Origin of the sequence: Pedobacter sp. KBW01, assembly GCF_003852395.1 — a bacterium.
GTDB lineage: Bacteria > Bacteroidota > Bacteroidia > Sphingobacteriales > Sphingobacteriaceae > Pedobacter.
Window position 1 is genome coordinate 188,278 of the sequence record NZ_QAJQ01000003.1, and the last position, 21,826, is coordinate 210,103.

A 21,826-nucleotide genomic window follows, 5' to 3' on the forward strand; every position below is an offset into this window, starting at 1 on the left:
ATCCATCTTACATTGTCCATCATCCATGATTCACCTTACATCATCCATTTTCCATCTTACATATTTACTGCCTCATGAAAACACTCGCCATTATAGGCTCCGGAATAGCAGGAATGGGTTGCGCCCATAAACTGCAACATCAATATAATATCACCCTGTTTGAGGAACTGGATTATATTGGTGGCCATACCAATACGATTACACTCGAAGAAGATGGCCGGCCCATTTATCTCGACAGTGGTTTTATGGTTTTTAATTACCAAACCTACCCAAACCTCACTGAGCTATTCGGCGAAATTGACGCACCTGTTATCAAAACAGATATGTCTTTCAGCGTTCAGTTTCTGCCAAAAAAGTTAGAATATAGTGGTTCAAGTTTAAACCACTTGTTTGCGCAGCGTAAAAACCTGTTCAATATTCCTTATTTAAAAATGTTGATGCAGATTAACCGTTTCAACAAAGAAAGTGTAGAAATTCTGGATAAACCCGAATATCAGGATTATTCGATCGGTAAATTCTTTAAGGAGTTTGGTTATAGCGATGAGATGCTCTGGCAATACCTTATCCCCATGAGTGCGGCTGTTTGGAGTGCCCCGATGGAACAGATTTTGGATTTTCCGGCCGTAACGCTTATCCGTTTCTTTAAAAACCATGGGTTTTTAGGCTTAAATACCCAGCATCAGTGGTATACCTTGCAAAACGGGAGTCAGGCTTATCGCGAAAAACTCATAGCGCCTTTTCGTGAGCGGATTAAAACCAACACCAAAATTGTTGCGGTAAAACGGCAGGAAAATGGCAGGGTTGAAGTAGAAACAGCTAAGGGAGAAAAATTTGAATACGATAAGGTGATTATGGCTAGCCATGCCGATCAGACTTTCGAAATTGTAAAGGATAAAACCGACTTAGAAACAGCATTAATTTCGAAATTCAAATACCAGTTAAATAAGGCCGTTGTACATACTGATGAAGCACAGATGCCTAAAGCAAAACTAGCCTGGAGCAGCTGGAATTACCGGGTAGAAAAACAGGGCGATAAATTATTGCCAAGCACCATTTACTGGATGAACAGTTTGCAGGGCGTTTCTAAAAAGCAGGATTACTTTGTTTCCATTAATCCAACCGAAACATTAAACCCGGAAAAGGTTATCAAAGAGATTGATTATCACCACCCGCTGTTCGATGTACCGGCTATGCAGGCGCAAGAATCGCTTCACAAACTAAATGAAAGCGGACCTGTTTATTACTGTGGCAGCTATTTTAAATATGGTTTCCACGAAGATGCTTATAAGAGTGCGGTGGATTTGTGCAGGAATCTTCTCTAAAACGATTGTTGTTTCGATCCGGTAGCTATCGGATCGAAACGTAGTGAAAGGCCTGCCCGTTGCAGTCGGCGAGAGTCGGCTATTTAGATTTCTGGGCTGCGTTGCACTCCGGTACCATTGACAAACGCGCTAGAAGAATTGTCATTTCGACTGGAGCCGGCCGGTTTTTCACCGGTGGCGGAATGGAGAAATCTATAGAGACAGATTTCTCGACTCCGTTGCACTGCGCTCGAAATGACGACCCCGAAGGGCTGTCACTAATATTGATTTTTATCCAATAAATTAATCCTCGAAATGACGGGTGAGTAGAATGGTTAACAACGATAAAATTTTGTAAATTGTAGTAACAATGGGATTTACCTCCAGTATATTCACTGCCAAAGTGATGCATCATCGCTTGGCACCCAAAAAACATTCTTTTTGGTACAACATTTATATGTTTTACATCGATCTGGATGAGCTGGATTTGCTTGCTCAGAAATTACGCTGGTTTAGCTACAACAAGTTTAATCTCTTTTCCTTTCGCGATAGTGAGCACCTGCAGCTGCCTAAGGAAAATCCTGATAAAACGAAAAATACCCGCCAGCATTTAGTAGATTATTTATTGGAAAATGGGGTAGATGGTAGCGGACTTAAAATAAAGCTGCTCACCAACCTCAATGTTTTGGGCTATAATTTCAACCCGGTTTCATTTTATTATTGTTTTGATCAATTGGATAATCCGGTGTGTTGTGTGGCAGAAATCAGCAATACTTACCGCGAAATGAAGCTGTTTTTCTTCGGGAAAGACGAATTGCATGGCGATACCTTTAAAAAAATAACAACAAAATATTTTTATGTATCGCCATTTATCGATCATGACAATGTTTTCGATTTTAAACTGAAGGTACCTGCTGATAAACTCGATATTGAAATTGATGATCTGGATAAGGCAGGTAACCGTTTTTTTATCAGCACTTTAAAAGGCGAAAGGAAGTTGTTAACAAACCGGAGTATGTTAAAGTATTTCTTTGCGATACCATTAATTCCGCTGCAGGTTATGGGCATGATTCATTGGCAGGCACTGAAGCTTTGGTTAAAAAAGATACCTTTTCATCCTAAAGCCAAAAACCCTCAGCTGCAACGTAACGTATATAAGCCATATAAACCTTAAACAAACAGATTTAAAGATATAGATTATGAATACGCTTGTCGCTACCAGAACATCAACCGGGTTTTTCGAAAAAGTGGTGCTAAATGCACTTTCTAAAATGACTTTAGGGAAACTGGAACTTTCGATGCCAAATGGAGAAATTTTGGTTTTTGGCAATGGAGAACATAAAATTGAGGCCAATATCCAGGTTAACCATCCCGATTTTTTTAAATCGATAGCACTTTATGGCGATATTGGTTTTGGTGAGGCCTACACCGATGGACTTTGGGATACCACAAACATTACCAATGTTATTAAATGGGTTATCCTCAATATCGAAAATGCACCTTCGATTACTGGAAGTAAGGTTAAATCGTTTGCTTTGGGTCTGCTGAAATGGGTAAACAAAATTTACCACGTAAAGCGGGCAAACACATTGGCCGGATCCCGGAAAAATATTTCGGAACATTACGATTTGAACAACGATTTCTTTGCTACATTTTTAGATAAGACCATGACTTACTCGAGCGGTTATTTTCTTAATGAAAATACCACTTTAGAAGAATCGCAATATGCCAAGTACGATAGGTTGGCCAAACAACTGAAAATTAAAGCTACTGATCATGTTTTGGAAATTGGCAGCGGCTGGGGTGGGAACGCCATCTTTCTGGCCAAAAAATATGGCTGCAAAGTTACCTCGGTTACCATTTCTAAAGAACAGCAGAAATTGGCCCAGGAGCGGGTTTATGCCGAAAAACTCGAAGATAGAGTGTCGGTTATTATTCAAGATTACCGCAAAATTACCGGAACTTTTGATAAGATTGTATCGATTGAAATGCTCGAAGCTGTTGGACACCAATACCTGGAAGCCTATTTTGAAAAATGCCAGGAACTTTTAAAACCCGATGGTATTTTCGCTTTTCAGGTAATTACCTCGCCCGATAGCCGCTATGATAAATTGCGCACCGGGGTAGACTGGATACAGAAACATATATTTCCGGGTTCTCTTTTGCCATCGGTTGCAGCTATGAATAAAGCAATAAACGAAACCGGTGATTTGACACTTGTTGATTTAAAAGACATGGGGTTGGATTACGCGCGTACACTTCACTTATGGTTTATAGAATTTAATAAAAACCTCGATAAGGTTAAGACCCTTGGTTTCGGCGAAACTTTTATCCGCAAATGGAATTATTATTTAAACTATTGCGAAGCTGCCTTTGCCATGCGCAATATCAATGTAATGCAGATGGTGTACTCAAGACCAAATAATACTGGAAGATAAGTAAAGCCTTTACTTAAAATAAAATGGATGATGGGAAATGATTTCTATCATCCATTTTTTGCATTATATACAGTCTCTTCCTACTTAGGTGTTTATCTTAATCAGTAGTTTTATTTTTACCGATAAAAGAACGATCTTTGCCGACCAAATTAAACTACTCACGTAAAAAGTATGGCGTAAAATTGTAACAATATGCAATTTGCACAGACTAATTACAAAAGACTAACTCCTAACATGAAAAAACTGCTACTATTAACCCTCACCCTTGGACTATTTTTTAAAGTGCATGCCCAGTTTCCTGCTGGTGGCTTTGGTGGGGGAGCAAAAAAAACAACTGTTACCGGTCGTATCACCGCCGTTATATTAGACTCATTAACTAAAAAACCTATTGATTACGCAACTGTATCGTTAATTAACGCAAAAGACAATAAATCGGTTAACGGTGGTGTTACCGATGAGAAAGGGAAATTAACCCTGCAAAACGTATCACCCGATGCTTATAAATTGATGATTGGTTTTATGGGCTACAAAACCAAAACGATATTGGTTACTACTACGCCTGCCAAACCCGATAACAATATCGGTACCATTTATATTTCTTCTACAGAGAATGCTTTGGCTGATGTTCAGGTACAAGGTACCAAAGCGGTTATCGAAAATAAAATAGATAGGATGGTGTACAATGCAGAAGCAGATGGTACTAACGCCGGTGGCGATGCAACAGATGTAATGCGTAAAGTACCCATGCTTTCGGTAGATATTAATGGCAATGTGCAGCTTCGTGGTGGGGCCGTTCGTGTATTAATTAATGGTAAACCATCTGGTACCATGGCCAGCAGCGTTGCTGATGCGTTAAAGATGATCCCTGCCGAGCAGATTAAAAGCGTGGAGGTAATTACCAGTCCATCGGCTAAATACGATGCGGAAGGATCAGGTGGTATCATCAACATCATTACCAAAAAATCAAATGCACAAGGTGTGAGTGGAACCGTTAATGCTTCGGCAGGTACCCGCCAAAATAATGGTGCATTTAACTTAACTGCTAAAACTGGTCGATTGAGTGTAAATACCGCCCTGGGTGGAAACTTTGCCTATGCTCAAAATTCTCGTGTTGTTATATCCAATATTACACGGGTTGATAATGTTATTGTAAACAATGTTATGCAAGATGGTTATTCGAAATGGAGCAGGGAAGGTTTAAACGGAAGTTTAGGGGTAGATTATGATTTTAATGCCTACAATAACATCAGCTCAAATGTAAAATTTAATAGCTTTTCTAATGGTGGCCCTGGCAAATCATCGTTCATTACAAACGGTGTTGAGCTAACAAATATCAGTGATATGGACATGACTTTCAGAAACATGGATTGGAATGTCGATTACAAAAAAACAACTAAAAAAGAAGGAGAGGAATTTTCAATTTCAGGCCAGTTATCTACAGGAAGAACCCCACAAAACTTTAGCAACACTTTTATCCCTGCAGGCGCCACAACAGGAAACCTTGTTGAAAGAAGCAATACCAGTAAAAACAATGAGTATACTATTCAAAGCGATTATACCTATCCGTTTACCAAATCTTCAATTTTAGAAGTTGGTGCCAAAGGGATTTTCCGAACCATTAAGAGTCAGTTCGATGTATCGGCCCAGGATTTTGATTACAGTCAGGACGTTGCCGCAGCTTACGGTGTAATGAGTTTCAATCTGACTAAAAAGTTGAAATTTAAAGGCGGATTAAGGGCGGAATATACATCAATTAGCTTCAACACCCAGGCTAACGGTATTCAAAAAAACGATTATCTGAACTTGTTCCCAAGTGCAATTTTATCTGAAACCTTAAAGGGAAATGCAACCTTAAAATTAAGTTACAATCGCCGTTTGCAAAGACCAGGTCAGAATTACTTAAATCCTTTCCTTAACGATAGTAATCCAATTAATCTGCAACAGGGAAATCCTTACCTAAGCCCCGAGTTGAGCGATAACTTAGAGCTAGGTTACAGTACTTATATTAAGGGATCAGTGATTAATGCATCTGTATTTTACCGCCGAACAGGTGGCGTAATTGAGAGCTCCTTAGCTACAAATAGTGCTGGTACGCCATTAACAACCTTTATTAATGTTGGTAACAGCCAGACTTACGGCTTCAATTTATTCGGTTCCTACAATCCTAAACCTAAATGGACCTTAATGAGTAATATTGGATTAAACACCTACGAGGTAAATAATACCACTAATAACTTTAGCACCGGAACATTTTTAAACTATAATCTGTTTGCCCGCTCTGCTTACGGATTTGGTAAGGGTTACAATTTCGAATTATTTGGTGTTGTAAATTCGCCAAGAAGAACCTATCAGGGTAAAACAGATGCGATGATTTTTTATGGTGCTTCATTTAAAAAAGATATCCTGAATAAAAAGGGATCAATTGGTGTAAATACTTTAAATCCATTTACAAAAGATCTTCACATTCAAACGGTAAATAATTCTATCATGAATGCGGTAACCATTAACCAAAGCCAAAATATTTACTACCCGTTGCGTTCGTTTGGCGTAAACTTTAGCTATTCATTCGGTAAGCTTAAATTTACTGAAAAGAAAAAGATCAAAAACGATGATATTAAGCAAGACCAACAACAAGGTGGCGGCGGAATGGGTGGTGGCGTTCAGCAATAAAATACCCAATCTACATATATTCAAATCCTTTCTGAATCACTTCAGAAAGGATTTTTTTGTTTAGGTAGGGTTTTCAGGTAAATAAATCCTTATAAATCATCCATTTTAAGTGCAATAAACAGTGCTTTCATTGGATCATCCATTGTTAAGCTAGTTTTTGCGGTTTTACTATTTTTTTCTGCGTGCTTTTGCGGGATGCGCTGCGATTGTGTAAAAATTTGCTTGAAATGCAGGCTGTTACGTCGTGTTTTATGCGTGTTCTTTTATGCTAAAAGCTTATATTGCATATGCTAACATTATTAACCTAAATAACTGAGATATGAGAAAAACCTTTACCTTAATTTTTTTTCTTTGTATTTTACTGGTGGGCCTATCCTCAATGGCACAGGTAAAGACAATTACGGGAAAAATAACCTCGTCTGATGATGGTGGGCCATTACCTGGCGTAAGTATAAAAATTAAAGGAACAAATGCAGGAACATCGAGCGATAGCGATGGTAGTTTTACCATTAAAGCGCCTTCTTCCAGTTCTATACTCGTTATAAGTTTAATCGGGTATAAAACACAGGAAATTACGGTTGGCAATAAAACCACTGTAAATGCTAACCTGATGCCCGATGCACAAGAACTACAGGAAGTAACCATTTCTACCGCACTAGGTATTACTCGTCAGGCCAAATCTTTAGGTTATGCGGCGCAATCAGTTGGCGGAAGTGACCTGAACTATAACCATCAGCCCAACCTGCTTAATGCTTTGCAGGGTAAAATTGCCGGCGCAACTATTTCCAGTACAGGAGGTGGTCCTGGCCAGGGTGCAAATATCAGAATCAGGGGGGTAAACTCTATCGATCCAAATATTTCTGGCGATCCCTTATATGTGATTGATGGTGTGCAGATTGATAATTCGACCTCAACCGTTGGTGCTAATCCCGATGGAACTGCCTTTGGCGCAAGGGGAGTAACCAACAGGGCTTCGGATATTAACCCCGAAGATATTGAAACCATTAATATTTTAAAAGGTGGTGCAGCTACTGCCCTTTATGGCTTAAGAGGTGCAAATGGCGTAGTGGTAATTACAACTAAAAGAGGTAAACAAAACGGGGTTAGTGTTAACCTGAACAGTAGTTATGGGTTTGATGAAGTTTTGAAAAGTCCTGATGTTCAAACTGAATACACCCAGGGAGTTTTAGGGGTTTATACCAACCCTCCTGGAGGTATTGGGCCAGCCTGGGGACCAACCATTGCCGAAGCAAAACTGATCGATCCAACACATCCTGATCAGTTATTTAACAACTATGATCGTGCATTTGGAACCGGCCAGCAGATAAAAAACTCGGTTTCGGTTGCCGGCGGTGGTGATGTAGTAAAGTTTTTCTCGTCAGTTTCGCAATTGTACCAAAAAGGGATGATGCCCAATACCGATAACAAGAATTTTTCAGGAAGGTTAAATACTGATTTTATCATCAGTCCTAAATTTAAAGCATCGGTAAATATGAATTTTACCAATTCGGGTGGCTATACTTACAGTGCTGACCGTTTTGGAGAAAGTTTGGCTTACTGGTCGCCACGTTACGATGTTTCAGATTTCCAGAATGCGGATGGTTCGCAAAAATACATTGGTACAAATAATCCGATATGGGGTACTGCCAACAACAGGTTTAAAGGCGATGTAAACCGCTTTATCGGCGGGGCAAGCTTAAGTTACGATCCCGTAAAATGGCTTAATTTTTCTTACCGTTTAGGTTTTGATACATATACCGATAACCGCGTGCGCACGGCCCGTGGCCCTATGTATGCTACAGAGGCAATGTACGATAATGCACAGGGCTTTTATGGAGAGTTCAATACCAAGTTCAGAACCATTAACAGTACGTTTGTAGCTACCTTTACTTCTAAATTAACTGATGACATTACCGGAACTTTAAGGCTGGGACAAGAGCTTTACGATCGTAAATCAAAAGAAATCGGTACTTTAGGAAGTATCCTTGGGGTTTACGATTTCTTTAACCTGGCCAATGCAGGTGTGCTTACCCCAACACAAACCTTGAAACAAAAACGATTGGTTGGTTATTTTGGTGAAGCTACTTTTGATTATAAAAATTACCTTTTCTTAACCCTAACCGGACGAAACGATATTACCTCTACCTTGCCTAAAGCAAGCAGGTCGTTTTTCTATCCTTCTGCGAGTTTAAGTTATGTATTTTCAGATCAATTTAAACTGCCTGCAGTTATAAGCCAGGCTAAGTTGCGCTTATCTTATGCCCGGATTGGTAAAGATGCATCCGAATATTCTACTTTTACCGGATACACACCTTATATATCGTTGCCAACCGGTACAGGTGGGTTAACCATTGCCTCTAACCTGGGTAATGCCAACCTTCGCCCCGAATTTACCAATACTTACGAGGCTGGTTTAGAGATGTCGTTCTTTAAAAACCGTTTAGGTTTCGATTTTACCTATTATTATTCTTTGAGTCAGGATCAGATTATCCAAACACAGATTTCTTCTGCTGTAGGTTATGTAACCAAATCTATTAATGCAGGCGATATCAGAAACAGAGGGGTAGAGCTGGTTATAAACGGTAAACCTATTGTATCAAAAGATTTTAGATGGGATGTGAACCTGAACCTATCAGCAAATAGAAATAAGGTGCTGACTATGCCAAACGGAATAACCGAAATTGTATATGGTGCCGCAAGGGGCTATGGAAATGCCGGAGTAACCATGAAACTTATCCAAGGGCAACCTTATGGTAATATTTATGGCAGTTATTTTAACCGTTATTACGGAGGTCAAGCCGAAGATCCGATTGTACTTGATAAAAACCTTCCGCTGCTGATCAGTGCCAATGGATTTCCAAGTATTTCTGGTGGCAAACAAAAGCTATTGGGTAACTCGCAGCCTAACTATATTGTTGGACTGGGCAATACATTCAGGTATAAAGATTTTAGTTTAAATGTATTGTTCGATGCCCGTTTAGGATTCGAAAAATACAACTGGCTGGAAGATTTTTATTCGGCTTTTGGCTTGCCAGATTATACTGCCGACAGAAGGACTACAAAGGTGTTTGACGGCGTATTGGCCAATGGCCAGCCCAATACCAAACCAGTGTACATGGGACAACGGTTTGGCCCTGATGGGGTAGATTATGGCGAGGGTTACTACCGTATTTATTACCGCAACGTTTCTGAACCATTTGTAAGTGATGCATCATGGGTACGTTTGCGTTCGGCGAGTTTAACCTACAACGTACCGCAAAACTGGTTGCCGGCAAAATCAATCAAAAATGCTTCACTTTCGGTTACCGGAAATAATTTATGGTTATGGACCAAATATTACGGTGTAGATCCCGAGTCGAGCTCTTTTGATGCCGGTAGCAACAACGATGGTTCTGCAGGGTTTACCTATCCATCTGCCCGCACTATAATGTTTACCCTTAATGTTGGTTTTTAAATAGTATTACGATGCAAAAGATTATAAAATATACATTGTGCTCAGTTTTAATTGCAACACTAGGCTTGCAAAGCTGTAAAGACAGCTATTTTGATAAACTGTCAGACAATCCGAACCAGGTTCCTGTGCCAACGCTCAATGCGTTGTTGGCTACATCGACCTATAAAATTGGAAACAACAATTACTTTATTGGAAGTATTGTTGCCCCTTACGTGCAATATACAGCCAACCCCACGGCTAACGGTGCTGGCGATACCTATCAGGCAATTGATTTTAGTGCCACCTGGGATGCCCTTTACTTCGCCATGGCCGATGCTAATGAAATGAAAAAGCTGGCCATTAGCCAGGGTTCCAGCGAGTATAAAGGTGTAGCCGATGTGATTATTGCCTACAACTTAACTTTGGTAAATGACCTTTGGGGAGATGCACCGTTTTCGCAGGCTTTTAACATCGATAACCTTACGCCCAAATATGATAAACAGCAGGATGTTTACAATCAGGCTATGGCACTTTTAGATGAAGCCATTGTAGAGCTTGCCAAAACCAATTCGACTATTAAACTGGCGCCAAACAGCGATTTGATTTATGGAAAAACAACTGCAGAAAGGGCAAACTGGTTAAAAATGGCTTATGCTTTAAAAGCCAGATTATTGAATAAGGTGAGTAAAACCAGTGCTTACAACCCTACAGCAGTGTTGGCCGCACTTAGCAATTCTTTTGCCGCCAATGCTGATGATGCAAGTATGGCTACTTTTAAAGAACGTAACCCATGGGCAAATGTGGCACTATCCAATTCACAGCAATCGTTAGGAGGCTGGTTATCCGAACAATTTATCGATGCATTGAATGGCAAAACTTTCACTGTTTTCGATCCCCGAATCGAAAAAATTACCGACAAAACGATCAATAATATCTACATTGGAACGGTAAATGGTGCCGGTAACCGCTTGCCTGGTGCCAACACCACTAAAGATGAATGTTATATTTCGAGAAATTCTCCCTGGACCAGTGATACAGCCCCTTTATTTATTGTAACCTATGCTGAGTTGAAATTTATTGAGGCCGAAGCTTATTTCGATAGCGACAAGATAAAATCTTACGCAGCTTACCTAGCAGGTATTAGTGCCAATATGGATAAACTTACGGTTTCAACAACCAACAGAGATACTTATCTGGCAGATCCGCTTGTGGCAGTTGGTGCTGCGGCTTTAACCAAAGACCTTATTTTTAAAGAAAAGTACATTGTTACCTATTTAAATCCGGAAGCTTGGAACGATGCACGCCGTTTCGATTATAAGTATAAAGATTTTGGTCTGCCGGCCAATAATGCACTTCCTACATTTATCCGCCGGCTGGATTATACCCAGGGTGAAAGAAGTAAAAATGGTGCCAATGTGCCTACTGATGTACCACGCACTACCAAATTGTGGTGGGATCAGTAACATTCTTATAAAAAATTAAGCTTTAGGCCTTAATCATCTGATGGTTAAGGCCTTTTTTCATAATTTATCTCAAAATCCCAAGGAATGAAAAAATCGCTGCTTATCCTGTTTATGCTCCTTTCTACCTCAAAAATATTTGCACAGTCGTTTAGCCTGAAATCTGTTTTGTCTTATCCTTTTCCGAGCCAGTTGGTAGCCGCGCCCACAGGGACAAAAATAGCATGGGCGGCAAATGAACAGGGGAAAAGAAATATCTATACTGCGGCAGCTCCCGATTACAAAGCGGTAAAAATTACCAGTTACAATGAAGACGATGGGCAGGAGTTAACCAGTTTGTCTATTTCGCCAGATGGCACCTGGATTGTTTTTGTGCGTGGTGGCGATCATGGTGGAAGGGATGGTGGTCCGGTTAATGCAGCCTCATCTGCAATTGCGCCAAAAATACAGGTTTTAGCTATCTCTTTTACGGGTGGAAAGATCATCACCATTGGCGAAGGCGATAATCCACTTATTTCACCAAACAGCAAACAGGTGCTTTTTAGCAAAGCCGGTCAGGTTCTAATTGCGCCAATTGACGGACTAATGCCTGCCAAAAACCTGTTTTATGCAAAAGGGATTAACGGAGGATATAAGTGGTCGCCCGATGGGGAGAAAGTTGCCTTTGTTTCTAACCGTACCGATCATGCTTTTGTTGGAATTTACACCAATGATGAAACACCTGTGCAGTGGTTATCGCCATCATTTGCTAAAGATAACATGCCGGTTTGGTCGCCCGATGGTAAAGAAATTGCCTTTATTCGTACACCTGGTTCAGGTAGTGAAACAGATTCTATTTTATCCCGTAAACATCAGGCCTGGGCCATCTGCACCGTTAATGTTTCAACAGGGCAAGGTAAGCAGATTTGGAAAGCTCCTGAAACGATCAGGGCATCATACCCATCAATTGATGGAGGTGCCAATCTGCAATGGGCACGGGATAAAATTGTATTTACTTCATACGAGGACGGCTGGCCACATTTGTATTCCATTAATCCCGATGGCTCGGGTAGGTTGTTACTCACGCCGGGCAATTATGGTGTAGAAAATATAAAACTGGGTAGCGATAAAAAAACATTGGTTTTTGCTGCCAATACAGGTAAGGATGGTGATGATCTGGAAAGAAGGCATGTTTACAAAGTTTCAGTAAATCAGGCAAATATGCAACCTTTAAGTAGTGGGAAAGGGATTGAGGCCTACCCGGTAATATCGGGCGATAATCTTACTTTTTTCTGCTTAAGTGCTACCGCAGAGCGGCCACTTTTACCAGCTGTTATTGCTGGAGGAAAAGTGATTAAGCTCATTGGTGAGTCGCTTATTCCCACCGATTTTCCGATTAAGGAAATGGTTGTGCCCAAACATGTACGTTTTAAGGCAGCCGACGGTAACACGGTTTACGGGCAGTTGTTTTCGCCGAAGAAAATGATCAAAAACCAGCCTGCAATTGTTTATGTGCATGGTGGGCCGCAAAGACAAATGTTTTTAGGATGGAACCCCATGGATTATTATTCCATAGATTATGCTTTAAATCAATACCTGGTTAATTTGGGTTTTACTGTGTTAGCTGTAAATTACCGTTTAGGCACTGGTTATGGTTTCGATTTTCATAAACCAATGGGTGCGGGGGCACAAGGAGCATCAGAATACCAGGATATTAAAGCAGCTGGCGAATGGCTGGCAGCGCAACCCGGTATTAATAAAGATCAAATAGGAATCTATGGAGGTTCTTATGGTGGTTATCTAACTGCACTAGCACTTGGAAAAGATTCGAAGCTGTTTGCTGCAGGTGTAGATATTCATGGGGTAAATAACCGATTTAGCAGTCAGGCTACCGAAGGTAAAGAGCCGGCACCTGATGCTACACTTGCGGCTAAAATTGCTTTGTCATCCTCGCCTGTCAGTTACATTAACACCTGGACCTCGCCAACACTTATTATTCATGCCGATGATGACCGCAATGTGGCCTTTAATCAGAGTGTAGATTTAGCCAGGCGTTTTGAGGATAAGCACTTTGAATTTGAATTTTTAGTTATCCCGGATGATACCCATCACTGGATGAAATTTTCGAACGGATTGAAAGTAAGCGAGGCTACCGCAAAGTTTTTGAAACGGAAATTGATGGACAAAAAGTAATCCCTTTTACTTTTTTTGAACCCGTTTTAAAATCATGAGGCTTTGCGGATTAAAAGAATATCCGGAAATATTGTTCTGCAACATTACCACCGATTGATCGTAAAAAAGTGGTACCACTGGTGCATAATCCATCACAATCTGATCCATTTTGCGGTATAGTGCAAACCGCTTTTCGTTATCAGGTTCGTAATAGCTCTGCTCAAATAATTGGTCGAAAGCTTTGTTGTAAAAGGCAGTATAGTTGGGGCCGTAAGGAACTTTGTTTTTTGAATAAAACATGGAAAGAAAATTTTCGCCATCTCCATAATCGGCCAGCCAGGAGCCGCGGAAAAAGTTTACATGGTTTTTCGACATCAGGTCTCTTAAGCTGGCACTTGGACTCACATCAATTTTGGTTTTAATGCCAACAGCAGTTAATTCTCCCTGTATAAACTCAATAAGGTCTTTATAGGTTGTAGTGGTATTCAGGGTAATTTCTGTCAGGCCTTTACCTTCAGGGAACCCCGCTTCTGTTAAAAGTTTTGCGGCAAGTTTAGGGTTATACGCATAACCGCTAACGGCAAGGCTATCAAAACCGGGCATCCCTTTGGGAATAAAACCAGAGGTTGCCGATACGCCTACACCATTGCGCAGGTATTTAATGAGCTTATCTTTATCAATGGCATAATTAATGGCCTGCCTGATTTTCTTTAAACGCAGGGGCGATTTTTTAACAATGGCCAGGCTGGTATCTACAAGTATACCCACATATTCGGTACACAGATAGGGGCTTTTAGTCAGATTAAACTTTCCCTTGTATTTGGACGTCATTTTACCGCTTTTGGTCAGGATATCATCCCGGTAACTTCCATCTACATTGTAATAAAAATCGAGGTCTTTTTTTATGAAGCTCATAAAGCCGCTCTGCTTGTCGGTTATGAAAGTAGCTTTTACCGCATCGAGGTAAGGCAATTTAATGCCTTTTTCATCTTTTTCGAAATAGTGCTCATTTTTTAATAACACCAGGATTTCGCCTTCTTTCCAGTATTTAAATTTAAAGGGCCCTGTACCAATGGGATGGCTCCTGAAATCCTTGCCATAATGGCTTACAATTTCTTTGGGTACTACCGAGCAATATTGCGTGGTAAGCAAACTCATAAACGGCGGGAAGGGGCGTACCAGCTTAATCTGGAAAGTAGAATCGTTTAAGGCAATAAAATTATGTTCATCCTTTACTTTATCGCTAAAAATCCAGCCGCCCGATGAAGCTACTTTCGGATCAATTAAACGGTAAAAACTATAGGCAAAATCACTGGCTACAACTTTTCGGCCCTTTCCGTTTTTAAAGATAGGATCGTCGTGAAAGTAAACATCGTTGCGCAGGTTGAAGGTATAAGTTAAAGCATCGGCAGAAATTTGCCAGCTTTTAGCAATGCATGGAATAGTTTGCAGCGATGAATCGACCTGCACCAAACCATTAAAAATCTGGTTGGTCATCCAGATGGCATTCTGGTTGCGGGCAAAGGCTGGATCTATTGAGGTTAAGCCCTGATCGAGGTTAATATTGAAGACTTTTTTAGCCTGGTGACTGGCGTTTTCCTTACAGCTAAAGATCAGGGTGGCACAAAAAATCCAAAATATATAATTAAATGAGCCTCGCATCGGGTAGGAATGTTATTTTTGCACAAATTAATAAATTTAATGCAGATGTCTTTTTTAAACGATTTATTTATTGGCCTCGATGCTGCTAAACAGGAAGAATTACAGGAACGTTTAGATTTAGTAGAACACAAGATTAAATTTATGGATAAAATGCCGGTAGCTTGCCTGGATACCAGCAATAATCCAAACTACCTGCTAACCGAAGAAATTGCATTAGCCGGCGGAATGGTGGAAGCCGATGTTTTAAATGCGGTATTTATTATTTATTACCAACCAGGCAAAACACTTACCGATTTAATGCGCGAAGTACCGGCTGCACTGAATACCAGTTGGCAGGCAGTACAAAACAACCGCATTATTTTATTAAATGATGATGTAAACCGTGAAAGAACTGCCGAAAATGCAGTTTCTTTAATCGAAGATATTGCTGAAATGCTGCATCCGGGCTCTTTTATATTTGGGCACGAAGGGGATAAGTGGATCAGGTTTGAGGCTTAGTTTTGCTATTTCACCATATAAGGCAGTTAAGGCCATTTAATATTTTTACCCCCCGATCTGTCACCCTGAATTTATTTCAGGGTCTCTAATTTACCACCTAAAACACCTTAGTGCATTTAAGAGGATATTTGCATCCAATCTTCTGACTTTCAGACCTCCGACTCCGGACTTTTACCTGACTTTGGTCTTTTAGCTTTAGTCTTTGGACTTTCCTTTAAATCTCTTTAATCTGATACTCTTCTATTTTACGGTAAAGCGTAGTTAATCCGATACCGAGTAATCTCGAAGTTTCTGTTTTGTTGCCTTTGGTGTGGAGGAGGACTTTTTGGATATGCTGTTTTTCGATCTGCTGTAAATTGTATTCGTTTTCTATTGGCATGAACTCAAAAAATTCGGGAGGCAGAGCAGATGCACTTAAAGTATCGCCATCGGATAGAATCACCAGACGTTCAATTACGTTTTTAAGTTCGCGTATATTTCCTTTCCAGCCGTGGTCGGTTAGTATGGACAGAATTTTATCGTCCATTTTAGGCACGGTCCGGTTTACCTTATCGGCAAATGCCTTGAGGTAGTGTTTAGCCAAAGCAGGGATATCCGTCTTACGTTCGCGCAAGGGCGGTAGTGTAAGCGTAAAAACTGACAAACGGTAATAAAGGTCTGAACGGAACTTGCCTGTAGCGGCATCACCTTTTAAATCTTTATTGGTTGCAGCTAGAATCCTCACATTTACCTGTTGGGTATGGGTATCGCCCACTTTAATGAAGGTTTGGCTCTCCAATACCCGCAATAGCTTGGCTTGCAGGTCGAGGTTCATTTCGCCGATTTCGTCTAATAGCAAAGTGCCGCCATTGGCCTCTTCCAATAAGCCCTTTTTATCTTTATTGGCACCTGTAAATGCGCCAGCTTTGTAGCCAAAAAGCTCGCTTTCCAGTAAATCGGGACTAAAACCGCTGCAATTCAGTGCTACAAAAGGTTTTTCTGCCCTAGGACTCGCATAGTGGATCGATTGCGCAAAAACCTCTTTTCCTGTACCTGTTTCACCTAAAAGTAAAACCGTAGTATCGGTTACGCTTACTTTTCTGGCCAGATCAATGGCCTCTTTTAAAGCTTTAGATTGGCCGATAATGGTTTCGAAACTATGCTTTTGTGCAATTTTATTTTCAAGCTCTGCCACACGACGTTGAAGATTGGATTTATCCATTGCACGGTATAAAAGCGGAATAATTTTATCGTTGTCGTCGCCTTTAACCAGGTAATCGAAGGCCCCGTTTTTAATGGCCAGTACGCCATCGGCAATGGTGCCATAAGCGGTCAAGTTAATAATTTCGACAAAAGGTTTAATGGCTTTGATATCTTTAACCAGGGCAACTCCGTTTACATCGGGCAGCTTTACGTCACTGATGACAATGCTTACGTCGTTATTTTTTAAAAGTTTAAGTCCTTCTTTTCCGGTATTGGCTTGAAGGGTTTTAAAGCCCTCCAACTCTATAATCCTGGAAAGTAAACTGCAGATTTTCTTTTCATCATCGATGATGAGGACCATCCCATTCATAGGTTAAATTTATGCTGCAATATTAACAATAAATATACCGAATTATTAACGATTGTGATAATTGTGGCCTTTGGATTTAGTTGGCGACTGCATCAATTAATTATGGCTAGTCTAAAAGGTTTTCAATATGGTAAAAAGCCTTTCAAAATGGCAGGGTTTTGCTGGTGCTCGCCAGGATAGCTGTTTATTTTTTTTGAATTTTTATGTTGATAATCAGTGTTTTATTGTCTTGTTTCTGTCCTAGGTATTGCTTTTGATGACTGGCAAGTATGAAATTTTATTAAAATGAACAATTCAATAATTTTTGTCAGGGTTGCAACCAAAGCGGATGCAAAATATGCAGATGAAATTGTAGCTGAAACACAAAGCTCAGCATTGTTAAGAGGTTCGGGCATTTCGAAAAGAACACCAGCCTCAATTGTCGAAAAGATGATTGCCGGCAAAGCGGTAATTGCAGTAACTGCCGGTGGCGAATGGGCTGGTTTTTCCTATTTCGAAAGCTGGCAAAATAATGCTTTTATCTCCAATTCAGGATTAATTGTTGCGCCAAAATTTAGAAAATCTGGTGTTGCCAAAAGTATTAAGAACCGGATTTTCAGCCTATCACGCCGTTTGTATCCCAATGCGAAAATATTCAGCATAACCTCTGGTGCAGCCATTATGAAAATGAACACTCAACTGGGCTTCGAGCCTGTAACCTTTGCACAAATTACCCAGGATACGGCATTTTGGGAAAGCTGTAAAAGCTGTGTAAACTACTCCATCCTGGAAAGTAAAAATAAAAGTAATTGCTTGTGCACGGCCATGTTGTTCAGTCCCGAACATATCGATCAAATTATCGCCAGCGCCGAAAATACACTCCAATTGCAACAAAACCTAAACCTTAAAAGCATTTAATTACATCATGAATATCGCAGAAAAACCACTGACCAGTCATCCCGATTTAAACCAATTATACACAGAAGCCTTAGCTCTTTTATCCGCTTTAGTTGCCATACCATCTTTTAGCGGTTCAGAGCAAGGAACGGCCAGCGAAATAGAATCGCATCTGGCCAAACATGGTATCAACACCATTCGTAAAAACAATAATGTATGGTGCTACAACAAATATTTCGACAGTGCAAAACCGACCATTCTGCTCAACTCGCACCACGATACGGTAAAGCCCAACGAGCAATATAGCTTAGATCCTTTCAGTGCACTGATATACGATGAAAAAATTCACGGTTTGGGCAGTAACGATGCGGGGGCTTCGCTGGTATCGCTCATTTCGACCTTTATCTACTTTTACGAATCGAAAGACCTGCCTTTCAATTTATGCCTGGCAGCCACCGGAGAAGAAGAAACTTCAGGTTTGAATGGTATCAGGAGCATTTTAGACGATCTTAAACCCATTTCTTTTGCCATAGTTGGCGAGCCAACCGGTATGCACATGGCCATTGCCGAAAAAGGTTCGATGGTGATTGATTGTGTAGCCAAAGGACGCTCGGGCCACGCCGCGCGCGAGGAAGGGGATAATGCCATCTACAAGGCCATTAAGGATATCGAATGGTTTTCGCATTTTCAGTTTCCGATTGAGGATCATTTGCCTGCCCCGGTAAAAATGACTGTTACACAAATCAATGCGGGTTTGCAGCATAATATTGTGCCTGGCGAATGCCATTTTACGGTCGATATCCGTTTCGATCACAATTATACCCCGCGTGAGATCCTGAATGTAATTATCAACCACACGCTATGCAGTTTCAACGTGCGTCCAAATGTGCTCAATCCATCCAACATCGATGTGCTGCATCCTCTTGTTGTTGCCGGATTGGCTCTGGGCAGAAAAACCTATGTTTCGCCTACCAGTTCCGATCAGGGCTGGTTGAGTATGCCATCGGTAAAAATGGGGCCGGGCGAATCGGCCAGATCGCATACTGCCGATGAGTTTGTGCTGATTGAAGAAATTGAAGAAGGGATAACCCTCTATATCCATTTGCTCGAATCTGTTTTTAAAAGGGCATAAATCGGAGAAGCGCCATTTTTTGTACCTTTTTCGTTTCCGAAGCACTAAAGTAAAAGCTTTTTGAGCATATTTGAGTTTCGCAAAACAAATAATATGTTCAAAAGACTAACTGCCATATTCACCCTATGCTTACCGGTAATGTTCTGTGCCGCCCAACAAGTGCGCCCGGCAAAATCGGCCGAGATTTACCGTGAACTGAAAACCTTAAAGCATTTACCAAAGGTTTTATACTTAGCTGCCCACCCCGATGATGAAAATACAGGCTTACTATCATGGTTAATTAACGAACAAAATGTAGAAACAGCTTATTTATCGCTTACCCGCGGTGATGGTGGACAAAATCTTTTGGGTACTGAGCAAGGCGCTGCTTTGGGCTTGATTAGAACACACGAGCTTTTAGAAGCACGGAAATTGGATGGTGCCCAGCAGTTTTTTACCCGCGCCATTGATTTTGGTTTCTCTAAAAATACAAACGATACTTTTAAACAATGGGATGCCGATAGCATTACTGCCGATGTGGTTTGGGTAATCCGGAAATTCAGGCCGGATGTGATTATCTGCCGTTTTCCGCCTACTGCTGCGGCAGGGCATGGACAACATGCAGCTTCGGCTGTAGTGGCCGAAAAGGCATTTAAGGCCGCTGCCGATAAAAATATGTTCCCAAATCAACTGAAATACGTTTCGGTTTGGCAGCCCAAAAGGTTACTTTGGAATACTTTTAGGTTTGGTTCGGTAAATACCACAGCCGAAAATCAGTTGAAGCTAACTGTTGGTCAGTACGATGCGCAACTGGGTATGGGCTACGGAGAACTGGCCGGATTGAGCAGAAGTTTGCACAAAAGTCAGGGTGCCGGTACGCAGTCGGTTGCCGGTGTACGTTCTGAATATTTTACGCATGTAGCAGGTGAGCCCGTTAAAAGAACACTTTTTGATGGTTTAAGCATGAACTGGTCGGACAAAGGTGTGGGCGATATTGATGAATTGATTGATATTATCCTATTATCTTTCAACTATAACCAGCCCGATAAAAGTTTGCACGGACTGCTGATGCTACGCAAAAAAGTAGCCGAATTGTCTGATGCAGATTTGCGCAAAGATAAACTTGCGGCCATTGATCATATTATTTTAAGCTGTGTAGGTTTTATGGGCGAAGTGGTGACCAATCAGCCCGAAGCCATTGCGGGTAACAGCTATAATTTCCGTTTAAACTTAATTTCGAGATCTGCAACTCCGGTAACTTTAGAAAGTGTGAACTGGTTAAATCAAACCGATAACCTCAATAGAAAACTATCAGGTGATTCGTTGATTACCATCGAACGTAAAATCCAGATTCCTGCTGATGCCTTGCCTACAGAACCCTACTGGCTGGCCAAACCTGCAAAAGATGCCGCAACTTTTAGCGTAGCAAACGATACCTTAATTGGTTTGCCTGAAGTGCAGTCGCCTGTTAATGTATTGCTTTCGCTAAAAATTGAATCCGAGAAATTTGATGTGCAGCTTCCCTTATCTTTCAAAAAACTAGATCCGGTTAAAGGCGATGTAGTTGAGGGGCTTCGCATTATCCCGGCGCTAGATTTGAATTTTACCGAACCGGTTTACTTTGCCAAAGAGAAAGAAGGTTTAAATGTTACCTTACGTTTAAGGGCCAATAAGAATATCAATTACGGTAAAATCAGTTTCAAAATTGGCAACCAGATTGTTAAAACTTTTGGGGGCGTTAATCTGGCCGAAAACACCATCAATACCCGAAATTTTTTAATCCCCGCTGAAGATTTGGCAAAAATTAAGTCAAGTCAGAACAAGCTTGAAGCTGTTTTTTCTTCAGAGAGTGCCGAATATACCAAAGGACAGGTCATGATTCAATATCCTCACCTTCCAACTTTACAGTATTTTGTACCTGCCACAACCTGGTTAATAAAAGGTGATGTAAAAGTATTGGCTAAAAAAATAGGCTATATTGAAGGAGCTGGAGATTTAATCCCCGAGTTTTTAAGACAGGCAGGCTTGCAGGTTGATGTATTAACGGAAGCAGATATCCTGAATGCGACAAAACTGGCTACATACGATGCAGTGGTAACCGGTGTGCGTGTAATTAATACGGAGAAGCGGATTAAAAACTGGCAAACGGCATTGCGGAGTTACGTAGAAAACGGTGGTACCATCGTAATGCAGTACAATACTACACAGGATATGGCACTGCAGGATTTCGGCATTTATCCTTTGAGCATTAGTGGTAAGCGGGTAACTGAAGAAAATGCTGAAGTGAAAATCTTAAAGCCAGACCATAAGTTGTTGAATTATCCCAATAAAATAACTGCTGAAGATTTTAAAGGCTGGGTGCAGGAACGCGGAGCTTATTTTCCTGATAAGTGGGATGATAAGTACGAAACGCTTTTCGAAATGCACGATACTGATGAAGAACCATTGCAGGGATCTACCCTGTATGCCAAATATGGTAAAGGAAATTTTATTTATAGTCCGCTGGCGTTCTTCAGACAATTGCCAGCCGGAAATGTGGGAGCTGCCAGGTTATTTTTTAACTTTTTATCAGCTGGTAAATAATGAAAAACCAATTAAAAAACTGGAACACCTGGTATATCCTTTTAGCGCTTGCGCTGGTGTTTCAGATTGTATTTTATTACCTGTTTACTAA

The 21,826-nt window shown here is 40.8% G+C and carries 13 protein-coding genes; 11 read left to right on the forward strand and 2 right to left on the reverse strand.

Translation table 11 applies throughout. From position 1 onward, the window contains the following. Window positions 1-74 precede the first annotated feature (74 nt). From DBR40_RS03315 to DBR40_RS03345, 7 genes are all read left to right on the forward strand, one after another. The gene (locus DBR40_RS03315) at window positions 75-1,322 is read left to right on the forward strand and encodes an NAD(P)/FAD-dependent oxidoreductase (RefSeq protein WP_124558386.1); all 1,248 of its coding nucleotides are present in this window, start codon (window positions 75-77) and stop codon (window positions 1,320-1,322) included. Window positions 1,323-1,671: 349 nt separating this feature from the next. After that, a complete protein-coding gene (locus tag DBR40_RS03320; RefSeq protein ID WP_124558387.1) occupies window positions 1,672-2,475 on the forward strand; it encodes a DUF1365 domain-containing protein in 804 nt (267 codons plus the stop codon). Window positions 2,476-2,500: 25 nt separating this feature from the next. Beyond that, window positions 2,501-3,739 carry an SAM-dependent methyltransferase gene (locus DBR40_RS03325; RefSeq protein ID WP_124558388.1) on the forward strand — a complete coding sequence of 413 codons (1,239 nt, stop codon included), beginning with the start codon at window positions 2,501-2,503 and terminating at the stop codon, window positions 3,737-3,739. Between the two features lie 234 nt (window positions 3,740-3,973). Next, window positions 3,974-6,409: an outer membrane beta-barrel family protein gene (locus DBR40_RS03330; protein ID WP_124558389.1), complete on the forward strand. Its 2,436-nt coding sequence runs from the start codon at window positions 3,974-3,976 to the stop codon at window positions 6,407-6,409. Window positions 6,410-6,728: 319 nt separating this feature from the next. Next, window positions 6,729-9,863, forward strand: coding sequence for a SusC/RagA family TonB-linked outer membrane protein (locus DBR40_RS03335; RefSeq protein WP_233603788.1), 3,135 nt, complete (start codon window positions 6,729-6,731; stop codon window positions 9,861-9,863). 11 nt (window positions 9,864-9,874) lie between these two features. Continuing rightward, on the forward strand, window positions 9,875-11,305 hold the full coding sequence (locus DBR40_RS03340) for a SusD/RagB family nutrient-binding outer membrane lipoprotein (RefSeq protein ID WP_124558390.1): 1,431 nt from the start codon (window positions 9,875-9,877) through the stop codon (window positions 11,303-11,305). Window positions 11,306-11,389: 84 nt separating this feature from the next. Then, window positions 11,390-13,474, forward strand: a complete 2,085-nt coding sequence (locus DBR40_RS03345; protein WP_124558391.1) for a S9 family peptidase — start codon at window positions 11,390-11,392, stop codon at window positions 13,472-13,474. A 6-nt stretch (window positions 13,475-13,480) separates the two neighbouring features. Here DBR40_RS03345 and DBR40_RS03350 read toward each other — a convergent pair whose 3' ends face one another. Further along, the gene (locus tag DBR40_RS03350) at window positions 13,481-15,115 is read right to left on the reverse strand and encodes an ABC transporter substrate-binding protein (RefSeq protein ID WP_124558392.1); all 1,635 of its coding nucleotides are present in this window, start codon (window positions 15,113-15,115) and stop codon (window positions 13,481-13,483) included. Window positions 15,116-15,160: 45 nt separating this feature from the next. On the opposite strand from DBR40_RS03350, the gene DBR40_RS03355 reads away from it, so the two are divergent. Continuing rightward, window positions 15,161-15,613, forward strand: a complete 453-nt coding sequence (locus DBR40_RS03355) for a hypothetical protein (RefSeq protein ID WP_124558393.1) — start codon at window positions 15,161-15,163, stop codon at window positions 15,611-15,613. Window positions 15,614-15,827: 214 nt separating this feature from the next. Here DBR40_RS03355 and DBR40_RS03360 read toward each other — a convergent pair whose 3' ends face one another. Continuing rightward, window positions 15,828-17,165, reverse strand: coding sequence for a sigma-54-dependent transcriptional regulator (locus tag DBR40_RS03360; protein WP_124558394.1), 1,338 nt, complete (start codon window positions 17,163-17,165; stop codon window positions 15,828-15,830). Window positions 17,166-17,450: 285 nt separating this feature from the next. Here DBR40_RS03360 and DBR40_RS03365 point away from each other — a divergent pair, with 285 nt between their 5' ends. From DBR40_RS03365 to DBR40_RS03375, 3 genes are all read left to right on the forward strand, one after another. Continuing rightward, a complete protein-coding gene (locus tag DBR40_RS03365; protein ID WP_124558395.1) occupies window positions 17,451-18,062 on the forward strand; it encodes an N-acetyltransferase in 612 nt (203 codons plus the stop codon). A 7-nt stretch (window positions 18,063-18,069) separates the two neighbouring features. Further along, window positions 18,070-19,173 carry a M20/M25/M40 family metallo-hydrolase gene (locus DBR40_RS03370; RefSeq protein WP_124558396.1) on the forward strand — a complete coding sequence of 368 codons (1,104 nt, stop codon included), beginning with the start codon at window positions 18,070-18,072 and terminating at the stop codon, window positions 19,171-19,173. A 93-nt stretch (window positions 19,174-19,266) separates the two neighbouring features. Continuing rightward, the gene (locus tag DBR40_RS03375; protein ID WP_124558397.1) at window positions 19,267-21,735 is read left to right on the forward strand and encodes a PIG-L family deacetylase; all 2,469 of its coding nucleotides are present in this window, start codon (window positions 19,267-19,269) and stop codon (window positions 21,733-21,735) included. Window positions 21,736-21,826: the final 91 nt, after the last annotated feature.

What these genes read in the sequence shown, in the direction of transcription:
- DBR40_RS03340 (WP_124558390.1), top strand. Translation starts at nt 9,875, where the DNA reads ATGCAAAAGATTATAAAATATACATTGTGCTCAGTTTTAATTGCAACA.
- DBR40_RS03355 (WP_124558393.1), top strand. Translation starts at nt 15,161, where the DNA reads ATGTCTTTTTTAAACGATTTATTTATTGGCCTCGATGCTGCTAAACAG.
- DBR40_RS03330 (WP_124558389.1), top strand. Translation starts at nt 3,974, where the DNA reads ATGAAAAAACTGCTACTATTAACCCTCACCCTTGGACTATTTTTTAAA.
- DBR40_RS03375 (WP_124558397.1), top strand. Translation starts at nt 19,267, where the DNA reads ATGTTCAAAAGACTAACTGCCATATTCACCCTATGCTTACCGGTAATG.
- DBR40_RS03345 (WP_124558391.1), top strand. Translation starts at nt 11,390, where the DNA reads ATGAAAAAATCGCTGCTTATCCTGTTTATGCTCCTTTCTACCTCAAAA.
- DBR40_RS03315 (WP_124558386.1), top strand. Translation starts at nt 75, where the DNA reads ATGAAAACACTCGCCATTATAGGCTCCGGAATAGCAGGAATGGGTTGC.
- DBR40_RS03365 (WP_124558395.1), top strand. Translation starts at nt 17,451, where the DNA reads ATGAACAATTCAATAATTTTTGTCAGGGTTGCAACCAAAGCGGATGCA.
- DBR40_RS03350 (WP_124558392.1), bottom strand. Translation starts at nt 15,115, where the DNA reads ATGCGAGGCTCATTTAATTATATATTTTGGATTTTTTGTGCCACCCTG.
- DBR40_RS03360 (WP_124558394.1), bottom strand. Translation starts at nt 17,165, where the DNA reads ATGAATGGGATGGTCCTCATCATCGATGATGAAAAGAAAATCTGCAGT.
- DBR40_RS03370 (WP_124558396.1), top strand. Translation starts at nt 18,070, where the DNA reads ATGAATATCGCAGAAAAACCACTGACCAGTCATCCCGATTTAAACCAA.
- DBR40_RS03335 (WP_233603788.1), top strand. Translation starts at nt 6,729, where the DNA reads ATGAGAAAAACCTTTACCTTAATTTTTTTTCTTTGTATTTTACTGGTG.
- DBR40_RS03320 (WP_124558387.1), top strand. Translation starts at nt 1,672, where the DNA reads ATGGGATTTACCTCCAGTATATTCACTGCCAAAGTGATGCATCATCGC.
- DBR40_RS03325 (WP_124558388.1), top strand. Translation starts at nt 2,501, where the DNA reads ATGAATACGCTTGTCGCTACCAGAACATCAACCGGGTTTTTCGAAAAA.